This window comes from Microcoleus sp. T2B6 (assembly GCF_036700475.1).
Classification (GTDB): Bacteria; Cyanobacteriota; Cyanobacteriia; order Cyanobacteriales; family Microcoleaceae; genus Microcoleus.
Genome location: NZ_JAUBOZ010000143.1, coordinates 1 through 15,336 on the forward strand (window position 1 = coordinate 1; position 15,336 = coordinate 15,336).

At 48.6% G+C, this 15,336-nt stretch carries 13 protein-coding genes; 3 read left to right on the plus strand and 10 right to left on the minus strand.

What is annotated here, in order from left to right; translation table 11 throughout:
- Positions 1 to 295: 295 nt before the first annotated feature.
- A complete protein-coding gene (locus tag QUA00_RS33600) occupies positions 296 to 2,992 on the minus strand; it encodes a CHAT domain-containing tetratricopeptide repeat protein (protein WP_333412801.1) in 2,697 nt (898 codons plus the stop codon).
- A 5-nt stretch (positions 2,993 to 2,997) separates the two neighbouring features.
- Positions 2,998 to 3,789 carry a DUF928 domain-containing protein gene (locus QUA00_RS33605; RefSeq protein ID WP_333412803.1) on the minus strand — a complete coding sequence of 264 codons (792 nt, stop codon included), beginning with the start codon at positions 3,787 to 3,789 and terminating at the stop codon, positions 2,998 to 3,000.
- Between the two features lie 138 nt (positions 3,790 to 3,927).
- Here QUA00_RS33605 and QUA00_RS33610 point away from each other — a divergent pair, with 138 nt between their 5' ends.
- Complete coding sequence (locus QUA00_RS33610) at positions 3,928 to 4,146, plus strand: hypothetical protein (RefSeq protein WP_333412805.1); 219 nt, start codon at positions 3,928 to 3,930, stop codon at positions 4,144 to 4,146.
- Positions 4,147 to 4,239: 93 nt separating this feature from the next.
- Here QUA00_RS33610 and QUA00_RS33615 read toward each other — a convergent pair whose 3' ends face one another.
- From QUA00_RS33615 to QUA00_RS33625, 3 genes are all read right to left on the minus strand, one after another.
- Positions 4,240 to 6,195 carry a CHASE2 domain-containing protein gene (locus tag QUA00_RS33615; RefSeq protein WP_333412807.1) on the minus strand — a complete coding sequence of 652 codons (1,956 nt, stop codon included), beginning with the start codon at positions 6,193 to 6,195 and terminating at the stop codon, positions 4,240 to 4,242.
- Positions 6,195 to 6,866 carry a response regulator transcription factor gene (locus QUA00_RS33620; protein ID WP_333138531.1) on the minus strand — a complete coding sequence of 224 codons (672 nt, stop codon included), beginning with the start codon at positions 6,864 to 6,866 and terminating at the stop codon, positions 6,195 to 6,197. Before QUA00_RS33620 ends, QUA00_RS33615 begins: the two co-directional genes overlap by 1 nt.
- 71 nt (positions 6,867 to 6,937) lie before the next feature.
- A complete protein-coding gene (locus tag QUA00_RS33625) occupies positions 6,938 to 7,075 on the minus strand; it encodes a hypothetical protein (RefSeq protein ID WP_333138529.1) in 138 nt (45 codons plus the stop codon).
- Positions 7,076 to 7,228: 153 nt separating this feature from the next.
- On the opposite strand from QUA00_RS33625, the gene QUA00_RS33630 reads away from it, so the two are divergent.
- On the plus strand, positions 7,229 to 8,047 hold the full coding sequence (locus QUA00_RS33630; protein WP_333138527.1) for a class I SAM-dependent methyltransferase: 819 nt from the start codon (positions 7,229 to 7,231) through the stop codon (positions 8,045 to 8,047).
- A 760-nt stretch (positions 8,048 to 8,807) separates the two neighbouring features.
- On the opposite strand, the gene QUA00_RS33635 is transcribed toward QUA00_RS33630, so the two are convergent.
- From QUA00_RS33635 to QUA00_RS33655, 5 genes are all read right to left on the minus strand, one after another.
- Positions 8,808 to 11,048 carry a phosphoketolase gene (locus tag QUA00_RS33635; protein ID WP_333138525.1) on the minus strand — a complete coding sequence of 747 codons (2,241 nt, stop codon included), beginning with the start codon at positions 11,046 to 11,048 and terminating at the stop codon, positions 8,808 to 8,810.
- A 218-nt stretch (positions 11,049 to 11,266) separates the two neighbouring features.
- Positions 11,267 to 12,490 (minus strand): COP23 domain-containing protein, encoded by a 1,224-nt coding sequence (locus QUA00_RS33640; protein ID WP_333412810.1) that lies wholly within the window; start codon positions 12,488 to 12,490, stop codon positions 11,267 to 11,269.
- Positions 12,491 to 12,702: 212 nt separating this feature from the next.
- Positions 12,703 to 12,888: a hypothetical protein gene (locus QUA00_RS33645; protein ID WP_333138521.1), complete on the minus strand. Its 186-nt coding sequence runs from the start codon at positions 12,886 to 12,888 to the stop codon at positions 12,703 to 12,705.
- A 12-nt stretch (positions 12,889 to 12,900) separates the two neighbouring features.
- Positions 12,901 to 13,233 (minus strand): hypothetical protein, encoded by a 333-nt coding sequence (locus tag QUA00_RS33650; protein ID WP_333300151.1) that lies wholly within the window; start codon positions 13,231 to 13,233, stop codon positions 12,901 to 12,903.
- A gap of 118 nt (positions 13,234 to 13,351) precedes the next feature.
- On the minus strand, positions 13,352 to 13,960 hold the full coding sequence (locus QUA00_RS33655; RefSeq protein ID WP_333412811.1) for a COP23 domain-containing protein: 609 nt from the start codon (positions 13,958 to 13,960) through the stop codon (positions 13,352 to 13,354).
- 682 nt (positions 13,961 to 14,642) lie between these two features.
- Between QUA00_RS33655 and QUA00_RS33660 the strand changes: the two genes are divergently transcribed.
- On the plus strand, positions 14,643 to 15,248 hold the full coding sequence (locus QUA00_RS33660; protein WP_333412813.1) for a hypothetical protein: 606 nt from the start codon (positions 14,643 to 14,645) through the stop codon (positions 15,246 to 15,248).
- Positions 15,249 to 15,336: the final 88 nt, after the last annotated feature.

A 15,336-nucleotide genomic window follows, 5' to 3' on the forward strand; every position in this document is an offset into this window, starting at 1 on the left:
GTCCTTTTTGGACGGGCGGGACGCCCATCCCACAATAACAATTAAAATTGTAAGTTATTTAATTCGCGCTCCTAAGAAATAAAGAGGGTATTTAAGTTAGATTTGGTATTAGTCCTCATAGCGAGGACTTTCGCTATAAGCCCCGTGGAATTCATTCCCGCTAAGGACTACCGGGTGGGCGGGAGGACTGGGCAGATGACAGCTTCAGATCAACCTGCAAAAGTGCTGTAAAAACAAACGATTGCGATTAAAATTTAGTAGAAAAACATTGAGCTGATTCGCTATTCATAAAAACTTACTCTGATTCCCCAATAAGAGTAAATGCCGCCCAATTTCGCGGCTGGGGATGAGTTTTCATCGTGGTTAACATTGCTTGCCGCAATGCCTGTGCTTTGTCGGGATTATTTTGCAAGTTTTGATAAAACGATCGCATCAATTCGGATGTCGGCGCATCGGGAACCGCCCATAAAGAAACAATTACACTCGGCACTCCTGCCGAAATCAAAGCGCGCGACAAGCCAATCACGCCATCCCCGGTAATTCTGCCTTCTCCAGTGTTGCAAGCACTCAAAACGACTAAATTTGCTTGCAGTTTCATATCGAAAATCTCTTCTGCGGTCAATAAGCCGTCATCGGTACCAGAGGGGGCCAGCGCGATTGCACTTCCCAATCCGCGCACATCATCCAGCAATCCATGTGTTGCCAGATGAATAATCGATGCTTGGGGCATTTTTGGGACGATCGCAGCTTTTGTACCTTGAGCGCCTGTGATGGCTTGGGTTTTGAGCAAAGGGGCGATCGCTCTGGCTTCGGCTTCGGCTCCAGGTAGAGGAGACAATTGCCGTTTGGGTTCTCCCGGAGAGAGAGACACACTCGGCATCGTGGGATTGCCCAAGACTAAAGCGTTACCGCTATGGGATGCCTGAGATGCTAACTTCTGTCGTTGTTGTCTGGTTAATGCCAGAACTTGAATCGAAGGTGCAGTTAAGATGGTGTGTTTCTCGATTAAGTAAGTGCCGTTGGCATCTTGCAGAGCGGGGAAAGGCACTTGGAAGAGCGAAGCTTGAGGAATGAAAATGACATGGGCATTGGGATCTTTTGGTAGAAGCGTTTGAATTGGATCGATCAGCAGTTGATGCAGCGTCGGTAAATCGGGTTGGGTTTGAAGAACGGGGGAACTGCCACGACTGCGGACGGCAAGGAATTCTTGATTGCCAATAATTAGATCGGCTAGGGAGACTTTGTGCTGCTGCCAGAGAGGTTTGAGGTCTACCTGGCGGAAGGTGATTTCGCCCGTGGGTTGAATCACCCAAATGTAGAGCGCGGATTCTCGCCCTACTTGTTTGCCCTGAATCTGAAAGTTGTCGTAGATGATGGAATACTGCACCAAAGTGGCGTTCTGTGCTTTGGCGATTTGTCGGATTTGATCCTGGTTGGGAGAAGTGTTAATAACGGGATTGGTAGAACCTGACGATAAGCGTTCTGTCAGGAGATCGACAAAGGCACGAGCACGTCCCCGTTCGGCAATTTCTAAAGCGGCGATCGGGTTATTCTGAGCCACTCGGACTGTTTGTAAAGTCCGATAAGTGTTAGCTTGTCCTTCAAAGATGGAGACTTTATTCGCGTCGTTGGAGCCGACCATTTGCCGCATCGATTCCCAAACTTGAATCCCATTGATGAGCATTTTTTCCGCTTCTGTGGGGTTACCAGCTTTCAAGAAAGCCACTCCGAGGTTGCTGAGTGCATCACCCTCCTCAAGGGGGTTTTTAATTTCGCGGGCGATCGCTAACTGTTGCTGTGAATACTCGATCGCTTTGGCATAGTTGCCCAAATAGAGGTAAGCGAGTCCCAAATTGCCGAGTGATCCACCTTCCCCGTCGCGGTCTTTAATTTCGCGGGCGATGGCTAAACTCTGCTGCATATACTCAATGCCTTTGGCATAGTTGCCCAGAGAGTAGTAAGCAACTCCGAAACTCCTCAATGCCACACTCTCCCCAAGGCGGTCTTTAATTTCGCGTGCGACGGCTAAACTCTGCTGTGCATACTCGATCGCTTTGGCATAGTTGCCCAGAGAATGGTAAATGACTCCCAAATTTCTCAGTACCCCACCTTCCTCTTGGCGGTCTTTAATTTCGCGTGCGACGGCTAAACTCTGGTGTGCATACTCAATGGCTTGGGCATAGTTGCCCAAAGAACGGTAAATGACTCCCAAATTTCTCAGTGCCCCACCTTCCCCTTGGCCGTCTTTAATTTCGCGGGCGATGGCTAACTTTTGCTGTGTATACTCAATGGCTTTGGCATAGTTGCCCAAATAGAGGTAAGCGCCTCCCAAATTGCCCAGTGCTGTCCCTTCTCCGTCCCGGTCTTTAATTTCGCGTGCGATGGCTAAACTCTGCTGTGCATACTCAATGGCTTTGGCATAGTTGCCCAGAGATTTGTAAGCGATTCCCAAATTGCCTAGTGCTGCGCCTTCCCCAAAGCGGTTTTTAATTTCGCGGGCAATGGTTAAACTCTGCTGTCCATACTCGATCGCTTTGGCATAATTGCCCAGAGATTTGTAAGCGATTCCCAAATTGCCTAGTGCTGCCCATTCTCCGTCGCGGTCTTTAATTTCGCGGGCGATGACTAAACTCTGCTGCATATACTCAATGGCTTTGGCATAGTTGCCCAGATAGCGGTAAGCACCTCCCAAATTGTTCAGTACCCCACCTTCCCCTTCGTGGTTTTTGAGGGCGCGATAAATTTGCAGTGCCTGTTGCCAAGAATTCAGCGCTGCTGGGAATTGGCGAGTCTGAAATTGTTGGTTGCCCTGCTGCCACAGCCGATCGGCCTCTGCTTCACTAGCCTCGATCGCCTGAGCAGCAGCCGGGAGTGGGGAGTGCGGAGGAATGTAAAAGGCAACAGACAAAAGGCAAAAGGCGAGGGGAAAGAGGAAGCCCGATCGCACTTTACGATTACTGGATTTGAGCAGTTTTAGCGAGAAAGGCTTCATGGGATTTAGGGTTTGGGCTGAGAAGCTTGTCGCTGTTGTTCGATCGCCCTAATTTGTCGCAATTGATCGCTCCAATCTTTCAAAGGTTCGGCTTCCGAACTTGCAAGAGCATCTAGCAATTCCAGCACAGCCGCTTGGCTTTGAGAAGTCTCAGAAGCTTTCCGCGCTTCGGCGATCGCGTCATACCACAGCCCCGACTCCGCATACAGGTCGATCCGCTGTTGGGGAGTTGGCGCGGCTGCAAGTTGAGTCTGCAACGACGCCGCAGGCCCAACGACTTGGATTTCTGCCGTCGCCACCACATTCCTCGAAGGAACATTCGGATCGCACACCAACACCACTTGCCACTGATAGGATTGCCCGATCGACAGTTGGGGCAGATTTGAGGGCAAAGCAACCGACATGATTCCTGGCTGACTCTGCATCTCGGTTCTGTAGAGAAGTTGTCCCGTGCGAGTAAACAGCCTCAATTGCAGCGGACGAGGAGTGCGATCGGGTACAAACCAGGTAAAGGTCGGATGCCCAGAAATCGTCTCTCCTACATGGCTAAACGGCACTAAGGCAGTCAATCTCGCCGATGAATTACCTTCACAACTGCCGCCGCGAGTGGTATTCGTCCCCGTGTCTTTCGGTTTAGAAGGGTTTTGAGGAGGAGTGTATTTTGCCAGCGCTACAGGGGCGATCCAGAACGAAACACTCAGCATTAAACTCGCAATGCCCGCAGAGTAAACGGTTCGACGCTTCAACTCGTGAGTCATCATCGCAATCCCCTCTGTAACTATTTCTACAGTAATCAACAATACACAAACACAATAGAGGACTGCCCGCAAGCGTCGTTTGCGGGAAGGTGCAATATTGGTGTCAGCAAGCCGTAGGGGCGGGTTCGCCAAGGGCCTTAAAGCTTGCAGACAGGTTAAATAAACCCGCCCTGCCCCATGAAAAATCCCCTTGCTGACATTGGTACAAGATGTCAGTTAGATATGACATCTTGCAGCACGATCGATTTGGGGGTTATTCGGAGTCGGGCGGGTTTATTTAACCTATTGGCTACGTTTTTGACTGTTGGCGAACCCGCCCCTTGTATCTTAAAAGAGGTAGATTGCGATTTACTGTTGGGTGGGGGCGGGTTTATTCAGATTGTGGGTACTTGTTAGATATTGTTGGTGAACCCGCCCCTACGGCTAATTGAGAATGCTGCAATATCTCATCTCAATTAGCTCCGATTTGACAAGCGTGAACCCAACCAATTACCAGAACCACCGCCGTTTTGCTGACCAGGTTAACTCGCACACTGTCCCCTTCGGTTGATTCGGGTAGCGCCGAAATGATCCGCCTAACTGTTTGGCTAAGTTCTTTGCAAGCTGGGTTCCTAATCCTGAAGGTTGAACTTTAGGGTTTGGATCTTCAGTTATTTCCTTGTCTCGATCCATTTGAGCCAAGCTAAGCGTTTCTGACTGAGACGGTTTCCCCCTACCATTATCCGCCACCCGAATCACCTGCCGATCGCCTTCTTGAGTGCAAATTACGGTCAAGCGAGTGGCTTCGATCGCGTGTTTGCCGACATTGCAGAGCGCTTCTTCCAGAAAGCGGCAGAGTGCTCGCTTGTGTTCCAACCGCAGATGTGAGGTGTTCAAGGCATCGAACTGCACAATTTTGAATTTGAGCGTTTTGAGGTAAGGCAGTTCTTGTTCTAGCGTGTTGCAATAGACCTTGTAGAGCAATTCATGCAATGGAGCCTGCAGGGCCAATTCGATCGCACTTCCCATGCGGAGATGCGGTTCATCCGCGATCGCTTCTCGTTGCACTGAGCCGTAAACTGCCCGTAATTCTTGATTCAGGCGTTGCAACTCTGGTAGAAACGGCGGCGGTGGATCTTGCTCCCCAACTGTTCTCAAAATCACCACTAATGTTTGTAAAGGCCCGCTATGAATCGCATTAAAAGTTTGTTCGATCGCAAATTGACGTTCCTCCAACCGCAGTCGGAGTTCCTGTTCGTGGCGATAAAATAACGCTGCCGTCAACCCAGCCCCATTCAACACGAGTACGAGCAATACAGGCACGATCGGCACCCACCATCCCAAAAGAATCAGCCAGTAACAGAGCGCGATCGGGCTAATGCTGGCGACTAAGAGCCCGATCAAAATTTTCCAGGGCGATCGCAGAAATCGTCCCAAACTCATCCCCAAGAGTCCCCAGACCGCAATCCAGAGCGTTTCCCAGCCCTCCCCCCAAACCTGAAGCAACGCTCGCCGATCGAGTACCGCGCTAATCATCTGGCTGGTTTCGTGGGCTTGCATTTCGACTCCGTAAATCCGTCCGGGATTGATGCCTGCGATCGCACCCGAACTTGCCAAATCCTTCGCGCTAAAAGACATCATCCCAATCAGCACAATTTTGCCTCGAATCCAATCCGGGTTGACCTGTCCAGATTTGATTTGGGCCAGGGAAAGCACGCGAAATGGCATTGTCCCGCTGCGAACATTCAGTAAAATTTGGTTCCCGCCTGCATCCGCCCCCACATATCCGCCAGAGTTTGACTGCACTCTGGTAAATTCAATGCTGCCAAAGCGCATCGCCTCCGGATCGCGAATTCCATTACCTAGCTTAATTCCTCGGGTTGCTAAATAGAGTTCTGCCAGCCGGATCGCGAAGGAAAAACGGTATTCCTGTCGATCGTTGTTAGTGCCCAATAAACTGCGGCGCTGGTAGCCATCCGCATCGAGTACGAAATCTGCAAAGCCAACCTGTTCGGGTGGTAGCGCGGGCGGAGGTTTGACGATAAAGCCACTGCGATCGGGCAGTGCAATCTCCACTCCGATCGCATTCTTGCTGCTGCGAAACACCGATGTTAGTTCAGCATTACCTGGTTCCACCGGAATATCGCGGACAATATCTAGCCCGATCGCGATCGGTCGATACGTTTGCAACCGTTTGAGTAAATCGGCAATATCGCGATCGGGAATCGGATAAGTTCTAGCGCGTTGAATATCTTCCTCAGTGATGCCGACAATTACAATCCGTTCATCCATTGACTCAGGAGGACGCAAACGCAGAAATCGATCGAACGCAACCAACTCCCAAAACTGAAGCGCACCGCTCAATCTAGCCATCATCACAGCGACAATCACCATCACCCCTGGAAGCGCTCCTCGTCCCCAAGTCGTGACGCCCGCTTTCACTGCTTGCCATCGATCGCGCTTCACTAATCAATCAATCCTTCTTCCCTAGCTCGCACTTCCGTTTGAATCCGCAGATTCTTATCATCCTCAGGATACACCTCTAGCACATCTCGAATCTTAGTCCAGTAATACTGCACAGTGCGTTCAGAAACATTCATCCGTTTGGCGATCGCAGTATCCTGCAAGCTCTCGTGAAAAGCAAATTGCAACACTTGCATCCAGGCGGGTTTGAGTTGGAGCCCATTGCGGATCTCTCTGGGTGTATAAATCCGCTCGTGCAGTGCCCAATCAACCATTGCCAGCAAGTCTTTCATCGGCTGGCTCTTATCGACAACTGTGAAGCCACCCATGTGATTGTCGATCGACGGTTTCAGCCAAACTAAAGTCCGAACATGGGCACTCTGCACCACAATATTCAGAGTCGGATACTGCTCCATCAACGTTTTGAGGAGTTGAAGCCCTGAATTTGCTTGCGCCGTTTCGCCGATCGTCTCTGGCATCACCAGATCCACAATCACCAAATCCGGGGTAGTCTGCGCTATTTGCTGAAGGGCTGCCTGAGCAGTCGGAGCCGTCAGAATGTCTGCCTCTGGATATTCTTGCTTCAGAATGTTAAGCGTGCCACCTAACACCATCGCATGGTCATCCACAACTAAAAATGTTCGTTTCTCCGGTTGAGGTAAAGTCTGGGGCATAGTGCATAAAATAAAAATAGTAAGGGATGCGGGAAAATCAGCGTCTTTAGTTTAGGTAATCCGTCATCTTCTTACAATAGAGGAATTACCGGGTTTCCGTCCTGCATCTGTCCGCCAACTGTGGTTGTGGAGGTCGGCAACGAGAATTGCGCTAAAGCGCAGTTCTGATGATTGTGTTGCAAAATCCGCACTTCATCGGAATTATTCATCTCTCTCTTCTCGAACTCTGCGTTCTCTGCGTCCTCTGTGGTTAAATCATTCCCATGCCACCGGAAACGATCTTACGCACAGATAACTCGATCGGAGATTTGATTATATTTCTATTATAATCCTGGTATCCTAGTAAGAATAAGGATAATTTCATGCCAGCAGAAGGTTCGTATCAAGCGATCGCGTACAATCTGGAATTTGAGGGAGAAATCCAACGGTTAAAAGCTCAAGTTCTCCTCAGTTGGGAAAAGGAAGCGCGCACTTTAAAGTGGTTCGGTTTAGCCGACGGGATGAAAGTTTTGGAAGCGGGTAGCGGGCCGGGATTTTTCACAGAAAAATTGTTAGAATTGCTGCCAAACAGTTCGGTAACAGCGGTAGAAATTGACCCGGTACTGCACGAAAAAGCAGTAGCATATTTGCAGGACAAAGGGGGCGATCGAGTAAATCGCATTCAAGCATCAGTTGCGGATACTGGTTTGGCGGCTAACACTTTCGATTTTGCGATCGCCCGTTTGCTGTTCGTTCACCTTCCCGATCCCGTCGCAGCAGCTAAAGAAATATTCCGCATCTTGAAGCCTGGGGGAAAACTGGTGATTATCGATAGCGATGCGGATCTGTTTTGGCTGACAAATCCGCCTTGGTCAGTCGAGATTGTCAGGGAGAAATTCAAGCAGGTGATGGCATCGCGGGGCGGCAATTTATGCGTCGGGCGAAATCTGTGCCGCATTCTCAAAGAAGCTGGGTTTGTTAGCGTTGATTTAGAAGCGGTTGTCAGCCACAGCGATATCATCGGAATTGAGGCGTTTCAACCTTTGCTGGACTCCGGGCCCATTTTGCAAATGGTCAAACAAGGGTTCATTTCAGAGTCGGAAATAGAAAGCTATCTGGTTTCGCGGGATGAGTTTGTAGCTGCGGGCGATCGATCGATGATGAGTTTTTGGTTGATGGCTTGCGGGGGAAAAAATCCATAAATTTAAGACCCATTTTTCACAAAACATTGATGTTCGGCCGCAGCAAAACCTCTAGCACTATCGCTAAATTACCAGCTAACAAAGCAAACTTATCTAACAGTAAAACAATAAAAAGTTCACACAATAAATTCTGCCCTCGCTATTAGGTTAAAGCTGCAGGTATAGCTCTAGAATCGTATCATATCAAATGCGCTAGCATCGTCGGGCGTCAAATCTACTCAACAGCAAAAAATCAAGGAGCGAGTAACCAGACTTGAGATAATCCATCTGCGTTAATCTGTGTTTATCTGCCCTCATCTGCGGTAAAAAAAAGAGAATGTATTAACCGCAGATGACAAAGGATTGACGCTGATTCACGCCGATGAAGAGAATAGAGATAAGAATAATTCCGGTCCTAATACCAATTTAATGTGAAGTTGCACATATCTCGATCCCCCTAAATCCCCCTGATTGTTGGGGAGTAGGGGTTGACTTTGAGAAGAATCTTGTCCCCCCTTAGTAGGGGCGGTGCGACCCCTACTCCCCGTGCCCGCCCTCTTGGCTAGGGGGGATCGGATTCTATGCAACCTCATAAAAAATTGGTATAACAGATTTAATATCAAAGTTATAAATTTTCATATTAGCGATCGCTTTTTTAAAGCTTTCATGTTCTTCGCCTTTCTTCTAAAATTTTTGCTGTCATAGGTATCACCATCCTATTTGAATATTACTAGCCCCTACCCAGCACAAACCAGGCAGGGGCATTCACTCACATTCTAACTTAATGAACTAGCTCGATCGCCCTTTTAGTCAACGCCTCAGCAGTCAACCCATTAAACGCCATCAACTGACCAGCACTAGCAGTAGTTTCCCCCCGCTTCCAAGCGAAAGTATCCCGCTTGCAATTGCTGCGGAGCATCACAGGTTCCAACATCCCAGAAGCACCGCCTGTCACGCCTATCAAGGCATCTCCGCCAAACAATTCGGCAAATTTCTCATCGCTCAAAAAGCCGCCGTCAGCTTCCGAACAAGTATCCCAAGCAACATCGCTAGCACGGTACAAACGCCGAGGATTGACAACAGAAACAATTCGCACTCCAATGCCTTCTGTTTCCAAAAATGCGGCTGCTTCAAACACTGGCATTAAAGTCATGTCGCCGACAACTGCAAACACAACTTTCTTGCTTCCCCCTTGATTGTGGGCGGCTTGCGGGGAATCGACTTCGTGCAGCACTATTGCACCGTCTTGCAAACCTTGGCGAGTCTGTTCAAGAGTAGTGCGAATTGGCAGCGGCGACTTGCTTGCAGTAATCACAACTCCCTTATTTTTAGCAGTCAAAGCCCACTCATAACAAGCTTGAATGCTGTTAGCATCCGGTGGAAACAAAGGAAACACATTTCCGTTCCGCATCATCGCCGCAAAATAAGCCTCAATTTCCGGCCGCTGGTGCGTCCAACCGTTACGGCCTTGTTCCAATGCACCCGCTGTAAATAAGGTGACAGTTGCCGGAGTTGGACGGCGCAATTCTGCCATTGCTTGGGTTACAGTTTGCCAAATTGGTAAACCGTTAATGGCAAAAGATTCGTAGGAACACCACAAACTCCGCGCTCCAAATAGCGATAAACCTACGGCTAAACCGGCGCAAGCATCTTCGCTCAAAGGTTCGTAAACTTGACCGTTGGGCGATTGATTGTACAGGTCATCTGTCGTCGGGTGAATAATCTTAAGAGCTTGGTTGATATTGGCAATTGCCGATGCTTCGTTGCCGTCAGCATTAGTCACAAGAAAAGTCCGATCGCACTCGCCGACTTTCCCTACCAAACGTCCCATTGCTGTTGTCGAAATCTTCGGTTCTCCCCCAACTGCAAATTCTTCTAAAGGCAATTCGCCTAAATCTGCCAGCGGCAATGTAAACTCAGTAACAACTGTTTTCGCCGCCGGCCCGCCGCCCGCACGCTCGCAATTTGTCCGCACCAACTCCCAAGCAGCAGCAGTCAAAGCGCGCTCTTTTAAAGCACTGATAATGTGCGGAGCATCCAGTGTATCTTTCGGATAAAGGTTGTGAGATTTTGCTCCGCGCGCGTGGACGCCGGCACCTTTTAACTGTTTGATAATAAACGCAGTTAATTTGCCGCCGAGAGCAGATTTTGCCGCTTTGTCAACTCCTTGTAAAACAGCTTTGGTAAATGCCATGCGCTGTTCGAGCGAAAAAGCAGTGCTGTCAACATAATCTTCCGGTTGATTTTTATCGTCAAATTCTTTGGCATCAACTAAGATAACTTCTTCAAAACCGTTGCCTTGCCAATAAGCAATCATTTCAGCATTAGTTTTAGTTGAAACCATGCTGTGATGTTCCTGAGAATATCCGTTCCAAACTAACACTGGCAAAAAGTTAGTAGCTTTGGGATAAGCAGTGTGGAAATGCGCCATGCTGCTCATCGGATAAGGTTCGCCCATGCCGCCGTCGCCCATTGTGAAAGCAAACAGTTTGTCGGGGTGCAAAAGCGCTCCAGCCATTGCGAAATGCTGCCCTTGTCCGAGGGGGCCGGCCGGTGCTAAAAGGCCGGGAATGAAACCGGAAAGATGTCCTAATAAACCGTCTTTTTCTCGGAATTTATCGCGCACTTGCTGCACGTTGAAAATTCCCATATCCTCTAAAGATCGATCGAGAAACATGGCGCTGTAAAAGCCGGGGGCGTGATGGCCCACTTCGGTGACAATGTTCTTGTGTCCCAGCATCACCAAAGCGGCATAGGCCTCAGCTTGGCTAGCAAAACCCCCCGGATGTCCCGATGCCTTGCTGGCGGTGACTTGCAGCGTCAGGTACCGCAGGGCGTCTGCTCCCAGCATCGTTTGAAAGACGGCGACGGGATCGGCAGGATCGGCGATCGACTTGCTCCCCTGGGCGATCGCAGGTGTTTTCCCATAAGTATCAAAACCAGGGACTGTTTCAGAAAAATATTGAATGCCTTCGCAAAAAGCGGGCGTTGTTGACGTTGCCTGCGGGGTAGTTGCTGTCATGCTTGATACCTGAAAAATTTGAGTTAGATTAATGTAAGAGTAATTTTATAGCTTCCGTGTTCCAAAAAATCATGAGTTCTATTATGTCAGTGATAAATAAGTAAAATATCTCAAATTTTCAGCTAATAAGTAGTTGTTTGAGAGCCCCGACTTATAAAAAAAAGCCGGGGTTCTGTGTTTACCCATTACTCATCCCTCTAAAATCTTAAATCGCCAATCTAAAATTGTTCCAGCCGTTCCCGGACATCGATATACAGCACAGTACCGCTTTCAGAAAGAGAAGGCACAGCCTTTTGATTCCGCAGCCAAACAAAAAAACTGCTTAGTGCAGGAGTCGGATCTTGATCGCGGCGCAGCGTGTAGATCAAACCTTCGCAAGGCCCATTAACGCGGCTAGTCGTGCAAATCGCTTTCTGGTTATTTACAATACCCACAGTCACATAATTTAGCTGTTTATTTCTGTTATAATTCTCAAGGCGCTGAGTCACTTGTTGGCAGCGAGTTAGAGGATCGTAGCCAGAACTAGAAAAGAAATTAGAATTCCAGCGAATCCAAGGCTCCCTGAACCCTTGCGGATTTTGATACACAGTCACCGGCTCGCCCGTGGAGGTATCGCACACAAATCCTCCATAACCCAGATTCGGTTGGTTTTGACCAGAGGCGCTGCTGATAGAAAGATTGCTGAGAATATCCAAGCCGTTACGCTTATTTTGTGATAGCAACTCCCTAAAAGCATCGATCGGGATTGCCGCGTTCAACCCGGTTTTTATCTCCTCAATCTGACCGTTCCACTGACTTCTAATTGTGCCAACAGTATCCCCCTGGCCGTGAATTCCTATTACCCTGCCATCAGCATCAAATACAGGCCCGCCGCTCATCCCGCGCCTGGTTACAGCTTGGTAGCGCAGACGATACCCTGATGAGGCGCGGCCCAAGCGAGAAGAGATGATACCAGTAGTAAACTCAAGTTTTCGTTCAACTCCCGAAATTGGCAGCGGATAGCCCGAAACGTAAATAGCAGAACCAACAACAGCACGTTCTGACTCGCCCATTGGTGCTACTGGATACTGTTCTCGGCTCTGAAACTGTATCAAAGCCAAGTCTATATCCGTGTCATTTTTAGGTAGGCGCTGTATTCTAATCGCAGCATAGTCCTTCTCCAAATGAGTGCGAATGCTGTATTTTTGAGCGAGGCTTGCCACCACATGATTAGCTGTCAGAACAGTGTAAATATTACCCTGTTTGGCAATAATTACTCCCGATCCACTAGCAAAAAAACCCAGCGTATTGTTGACTTCCACAGTTGTCAACGTCGCTAGCTGGGCAATTTCTTCGGCTGTTTTGGCACAGGCAGCATATTGTTGGCTAACAACCGCCGTCACTGTTAATGCACCTGTCAAGATGATTGTCAGCGCGTCAAACCGCAAACTCCACACATTCATCGATAACTCCCTAGATGAAACGAGGCGAACTGCCAATATATATAGCCTTTCTCAGTAACATGAGGTGCTCTCGCGGGCATAGGGCATAGCGCATAGAGCATAGGCCTCCGTCGGCATACCTCACCAAGATTGAGAACTGCTGTACTAATCGGAATTCCCCAACTGGATTTAACCATTTTTTCCAATAATTCCGCTGTTGGTTCACTTCCATCTTAAAAAGCATAAACGCCAAAATTTGGATCTCGATACTTGCCCCTACAGTTAATCCCCACCAAGAAACCTTTGGCATGAAAAATCGGGTCGCGGCTCATACCGATTTTAACCTCATTGGTATAACCCAAGCTATAACCGTGAGGCAAAGATTTGGGTAGCAGCACCGAAACGAAGCCCGCGTCCATCGATTTTAGATTTTAGATTTTAGATTTTAGAGGCGACCCCACGGATAAATGCGGGGGCTTGAGGATTTTCGATTTTCGATTTTGGATTGACTCGACGGATAAATCACGTGGCGGGTACCACCTTTGAAATTCGTGGTCAGCGAAACTCCCAACCTCAGCACCCGCAGGAAAGCCGACTACCAGCATTGCCTCAGACACCGCTCCTGCCTCAAGGCTTAAGCGTGCTATTTTATACTCGATCGCGCTGCGAAACAGAACGATCGCCAGATCGGTATTGCCCAGCCGGCTCAGAACTGCTAGCAGTGGGTAGAGGAGGCAGTCGTCGGTGACAAGTCCGATCGCCACAACGTGCTATTTAGTCAGCACCGTATAGCTTTGGCCATGCTGCCGGACGATCGTCCCAGAACCAGGAGATATTCCCGTCGGGATGCGTAGCGCTGTTTGACGCACCAAATTTTCCACCTCAATCCTTGGAATTGGCGATCGGATGGAAAATTTGCCAATCTTTAAGGCTGTCGGAACGGTGGGGAAAAGGGGGCAGTTGCACGCCATCAACAGTGTTTTCCCCTAGCTTTTCCCTGACATCAATGTAAGGAATTTTACTGCTTTCATCAAAAGACGGCATCCCGACATATCCTTGGCGCCAAGCCAACAAATTATACAAAGAGCCGATCGGGTCTTGGCCAGGTCTGAGGGTATAAATCAAATTTTGACACCGCCCATTGACTTGATTCGCCGTGCAGATGACGTTCTGGCCGTTCATTTGGCCCGCAGTAATGTACTTAAGCATTCGTTGGCGGCGATAGGTTTCGAGGCGTTGACTCACTAATTGACACCGAGTGGCCGGATCGTAGCCAGAACCGGAGAAATAATCGGAAGTCCACTCAATCCAAGGCTCTACGGCACCTTGAGCGTTTTGGTACACTGTCACCGGCGCACGGGTCGAGGTGTTACACCAAAATCCACTTTCCCCCGGTACTTGCCGACCGTAACTCGATCCAGAAGCAACCGTCAGGCCGCTGAGGGCGATGGCTGTTGCCACCAAAACTTTTGTCAATAATTGCTGTCTCATGATTTTTTCCCTGTGTTTTATGAGATTCGGCACAAAAATCACCGAATGCTGCGATAACACCCTTGACACGCTTGTTCGTTACAACTCCGCTGACTTGGAAATTATGTTCTTCGCGACTTGACCAGAAACCTGTTTTTTTTACGAAAACATTTCGTTGTAGCCCTTATGCCTGGTTAAAAAACCCGGTTTTTTTGCTCTTGATGCGTAAGTTTTGATATTGTTCGCGACTTGCACGTTTCCTCTAACGGCGATTTCGGCGCTGTTAAAAAAAACGCTCCGAAGCCGAGCTTAAAATGCCCGCGCAAGTCGCAATTCTGTCCTCATTACTACTAATCCAGCTCGGGCTGTCGCAAACCGGAAAGAGGCTCTTTGCCTCAGATATTGGAATGGCTCGAATTGCAAGGGTACATCACACCTAGTGACACGATATTTGATATCACTTACGTGCTCGGTCGCGAGCTTGATCTGCTGAGACAGGTAGACTCCTGGGTTACTGCACTGAAGGGTAAAACCCATCTTGCTGGAGATAACACTAAAATCCAGGTATTAAAAAGAACTCTTAACTTGTTTTCATCTCCGTACTGCGGGAAATACTTCTAAGTGAGTGTAATCAGGGTCTAAGTGCTTTCTACCACCAAAATTCACCCTCCATACACTGACGTTTAGTGGAATATTAAAAACTATGAACCTTATCTGCAAACAGTTAGGATATTTAGGCGTTTGGTTAATTTTGATGGGCGGTAGCAGTTGTTCTAGCTCAGATGCAGCTACCTCAACCGAAAACCAGAGGCAACTCTCAGCCAGCGCCCCTCATTTCCAACACCTACAGCTAACGGGAAATCAAATTGAGGCTCGATCGAGTCAATTAACGCAGCCTTCTAACTCTGTTGCCTCAGTTTTAGGCAGTGCTGCCCTCTCAGAAAATACTGCCACCGTTACGGTTTATAAGGTAGATAATTTGTGTCAAACTCTGAAGCAGGAAACAGTTACAGGCCCAGAGAATCAGTTAATGTCATCGGCGGTTAATGAAGTGTTAAAGCAGCAGATTTTCGATAGTCTTGGTTTGGCTGGTTATCGCCTCAAGATCGATCGCGACCTCGGAATAGCTACCGTGGATCTGCGAGCCTCTGGAAATTCGCGGCAGAAATTGCAAAATTTGTCCAGTTGTCAGATGTTAGGTTTGTTCGGGGGCGTGCGCCAAACTTTAACCAGTTATGCTCCTTGGCAAATCAAAACTGTGCGTTTTACAGAGCTTGGGGAGGATATTTTGAACACGGTTAGAGAATAAGCTAGTGAACTAACCTGACGGTCAACGGAGTTAGAGTCGATAGGAGCGTTACCACTCCTACCTCTCCTTCAGAACGGAACGTGATACT

What these genes read in the sequence shown, in the direction of transcription:
- QUA00_RS33620 (WP_333138531.1), bottom strand. Translation starts at nt 6,866, where the DNA reads ATGCCCCAGACTTTACCTCAACCGGAGAAACGAACATTTTTAGTTGTG.
- QUA00_RS33625 (WP_333138529.1), bottom strand. Translation starts at nt 7,075, where the DNA reads ATGAATAATTCCGATGAAGTGCGGATTTTGCAACACAATCATCAGAAC.
- QUA00_RS33610 (WP_333412805.1), top strand. Translation starts at nt 3,928, where the DNA reads ATGAAAAATCCCCTTGCTGACATTGGTACAAGATGTCAGTTAGATATG.
- QUA00_RS33640 (WP_333412810.1), bottom strand. Translation starts at nt 12,490, where the DNA reads ATGAATGTGTGGAGTTTGCGGTTTGACGCGCTGACAATCATCTTGACA.
- QUA00_RS33655 (WP_333412811.1), bottom strand. Translation starts at nt 13,960, where the DNA reads ATGAGACAGCAATTATTGACAAAAGTTTTGGTGGCAACAGCCATCGCC.
- QUA00_RS33660 (WP_333412813.1), top strand. Translation starts at nt 14,643, where the DNA reads ATGAACCTTATCTGCAAACAGTTAGGATATTTAGGCGTTTGGTTAATT.
- QUA00_RS33635 (WP_333138525.1), bottom strand. Translation starts at nt 11,048, where the DNA reads ATGACAGCAACTACCCCGCAGGCAACGTCAACAACGCCCGCTTTTTGC.
- QUA00_RS33645 (WP_333138521.1), bottom strand. Translation starts at nt 12,888, where the DNA reads ATGGACGCGGGCTTCGTTTCGGTGCTGCTACCCAAATCTTTGCCTCAC.
- QUA00_RS33600 (WP_333412801.1), bottom strand. Translation starts at nt 2,992, where the DNA reads ATGAAGCCTTTCTCGCTAAAACTGCTCAAATCCAGTAATCGTAAAGTG.
- QUA00_RS33630 (WP_333138527.1), top strand. Translation starts at nt 7,229, where the DNA reads ATGCCAGCAGAAGGTTCGTATCAAGCGATCGCGTACAATCTGGAATTT.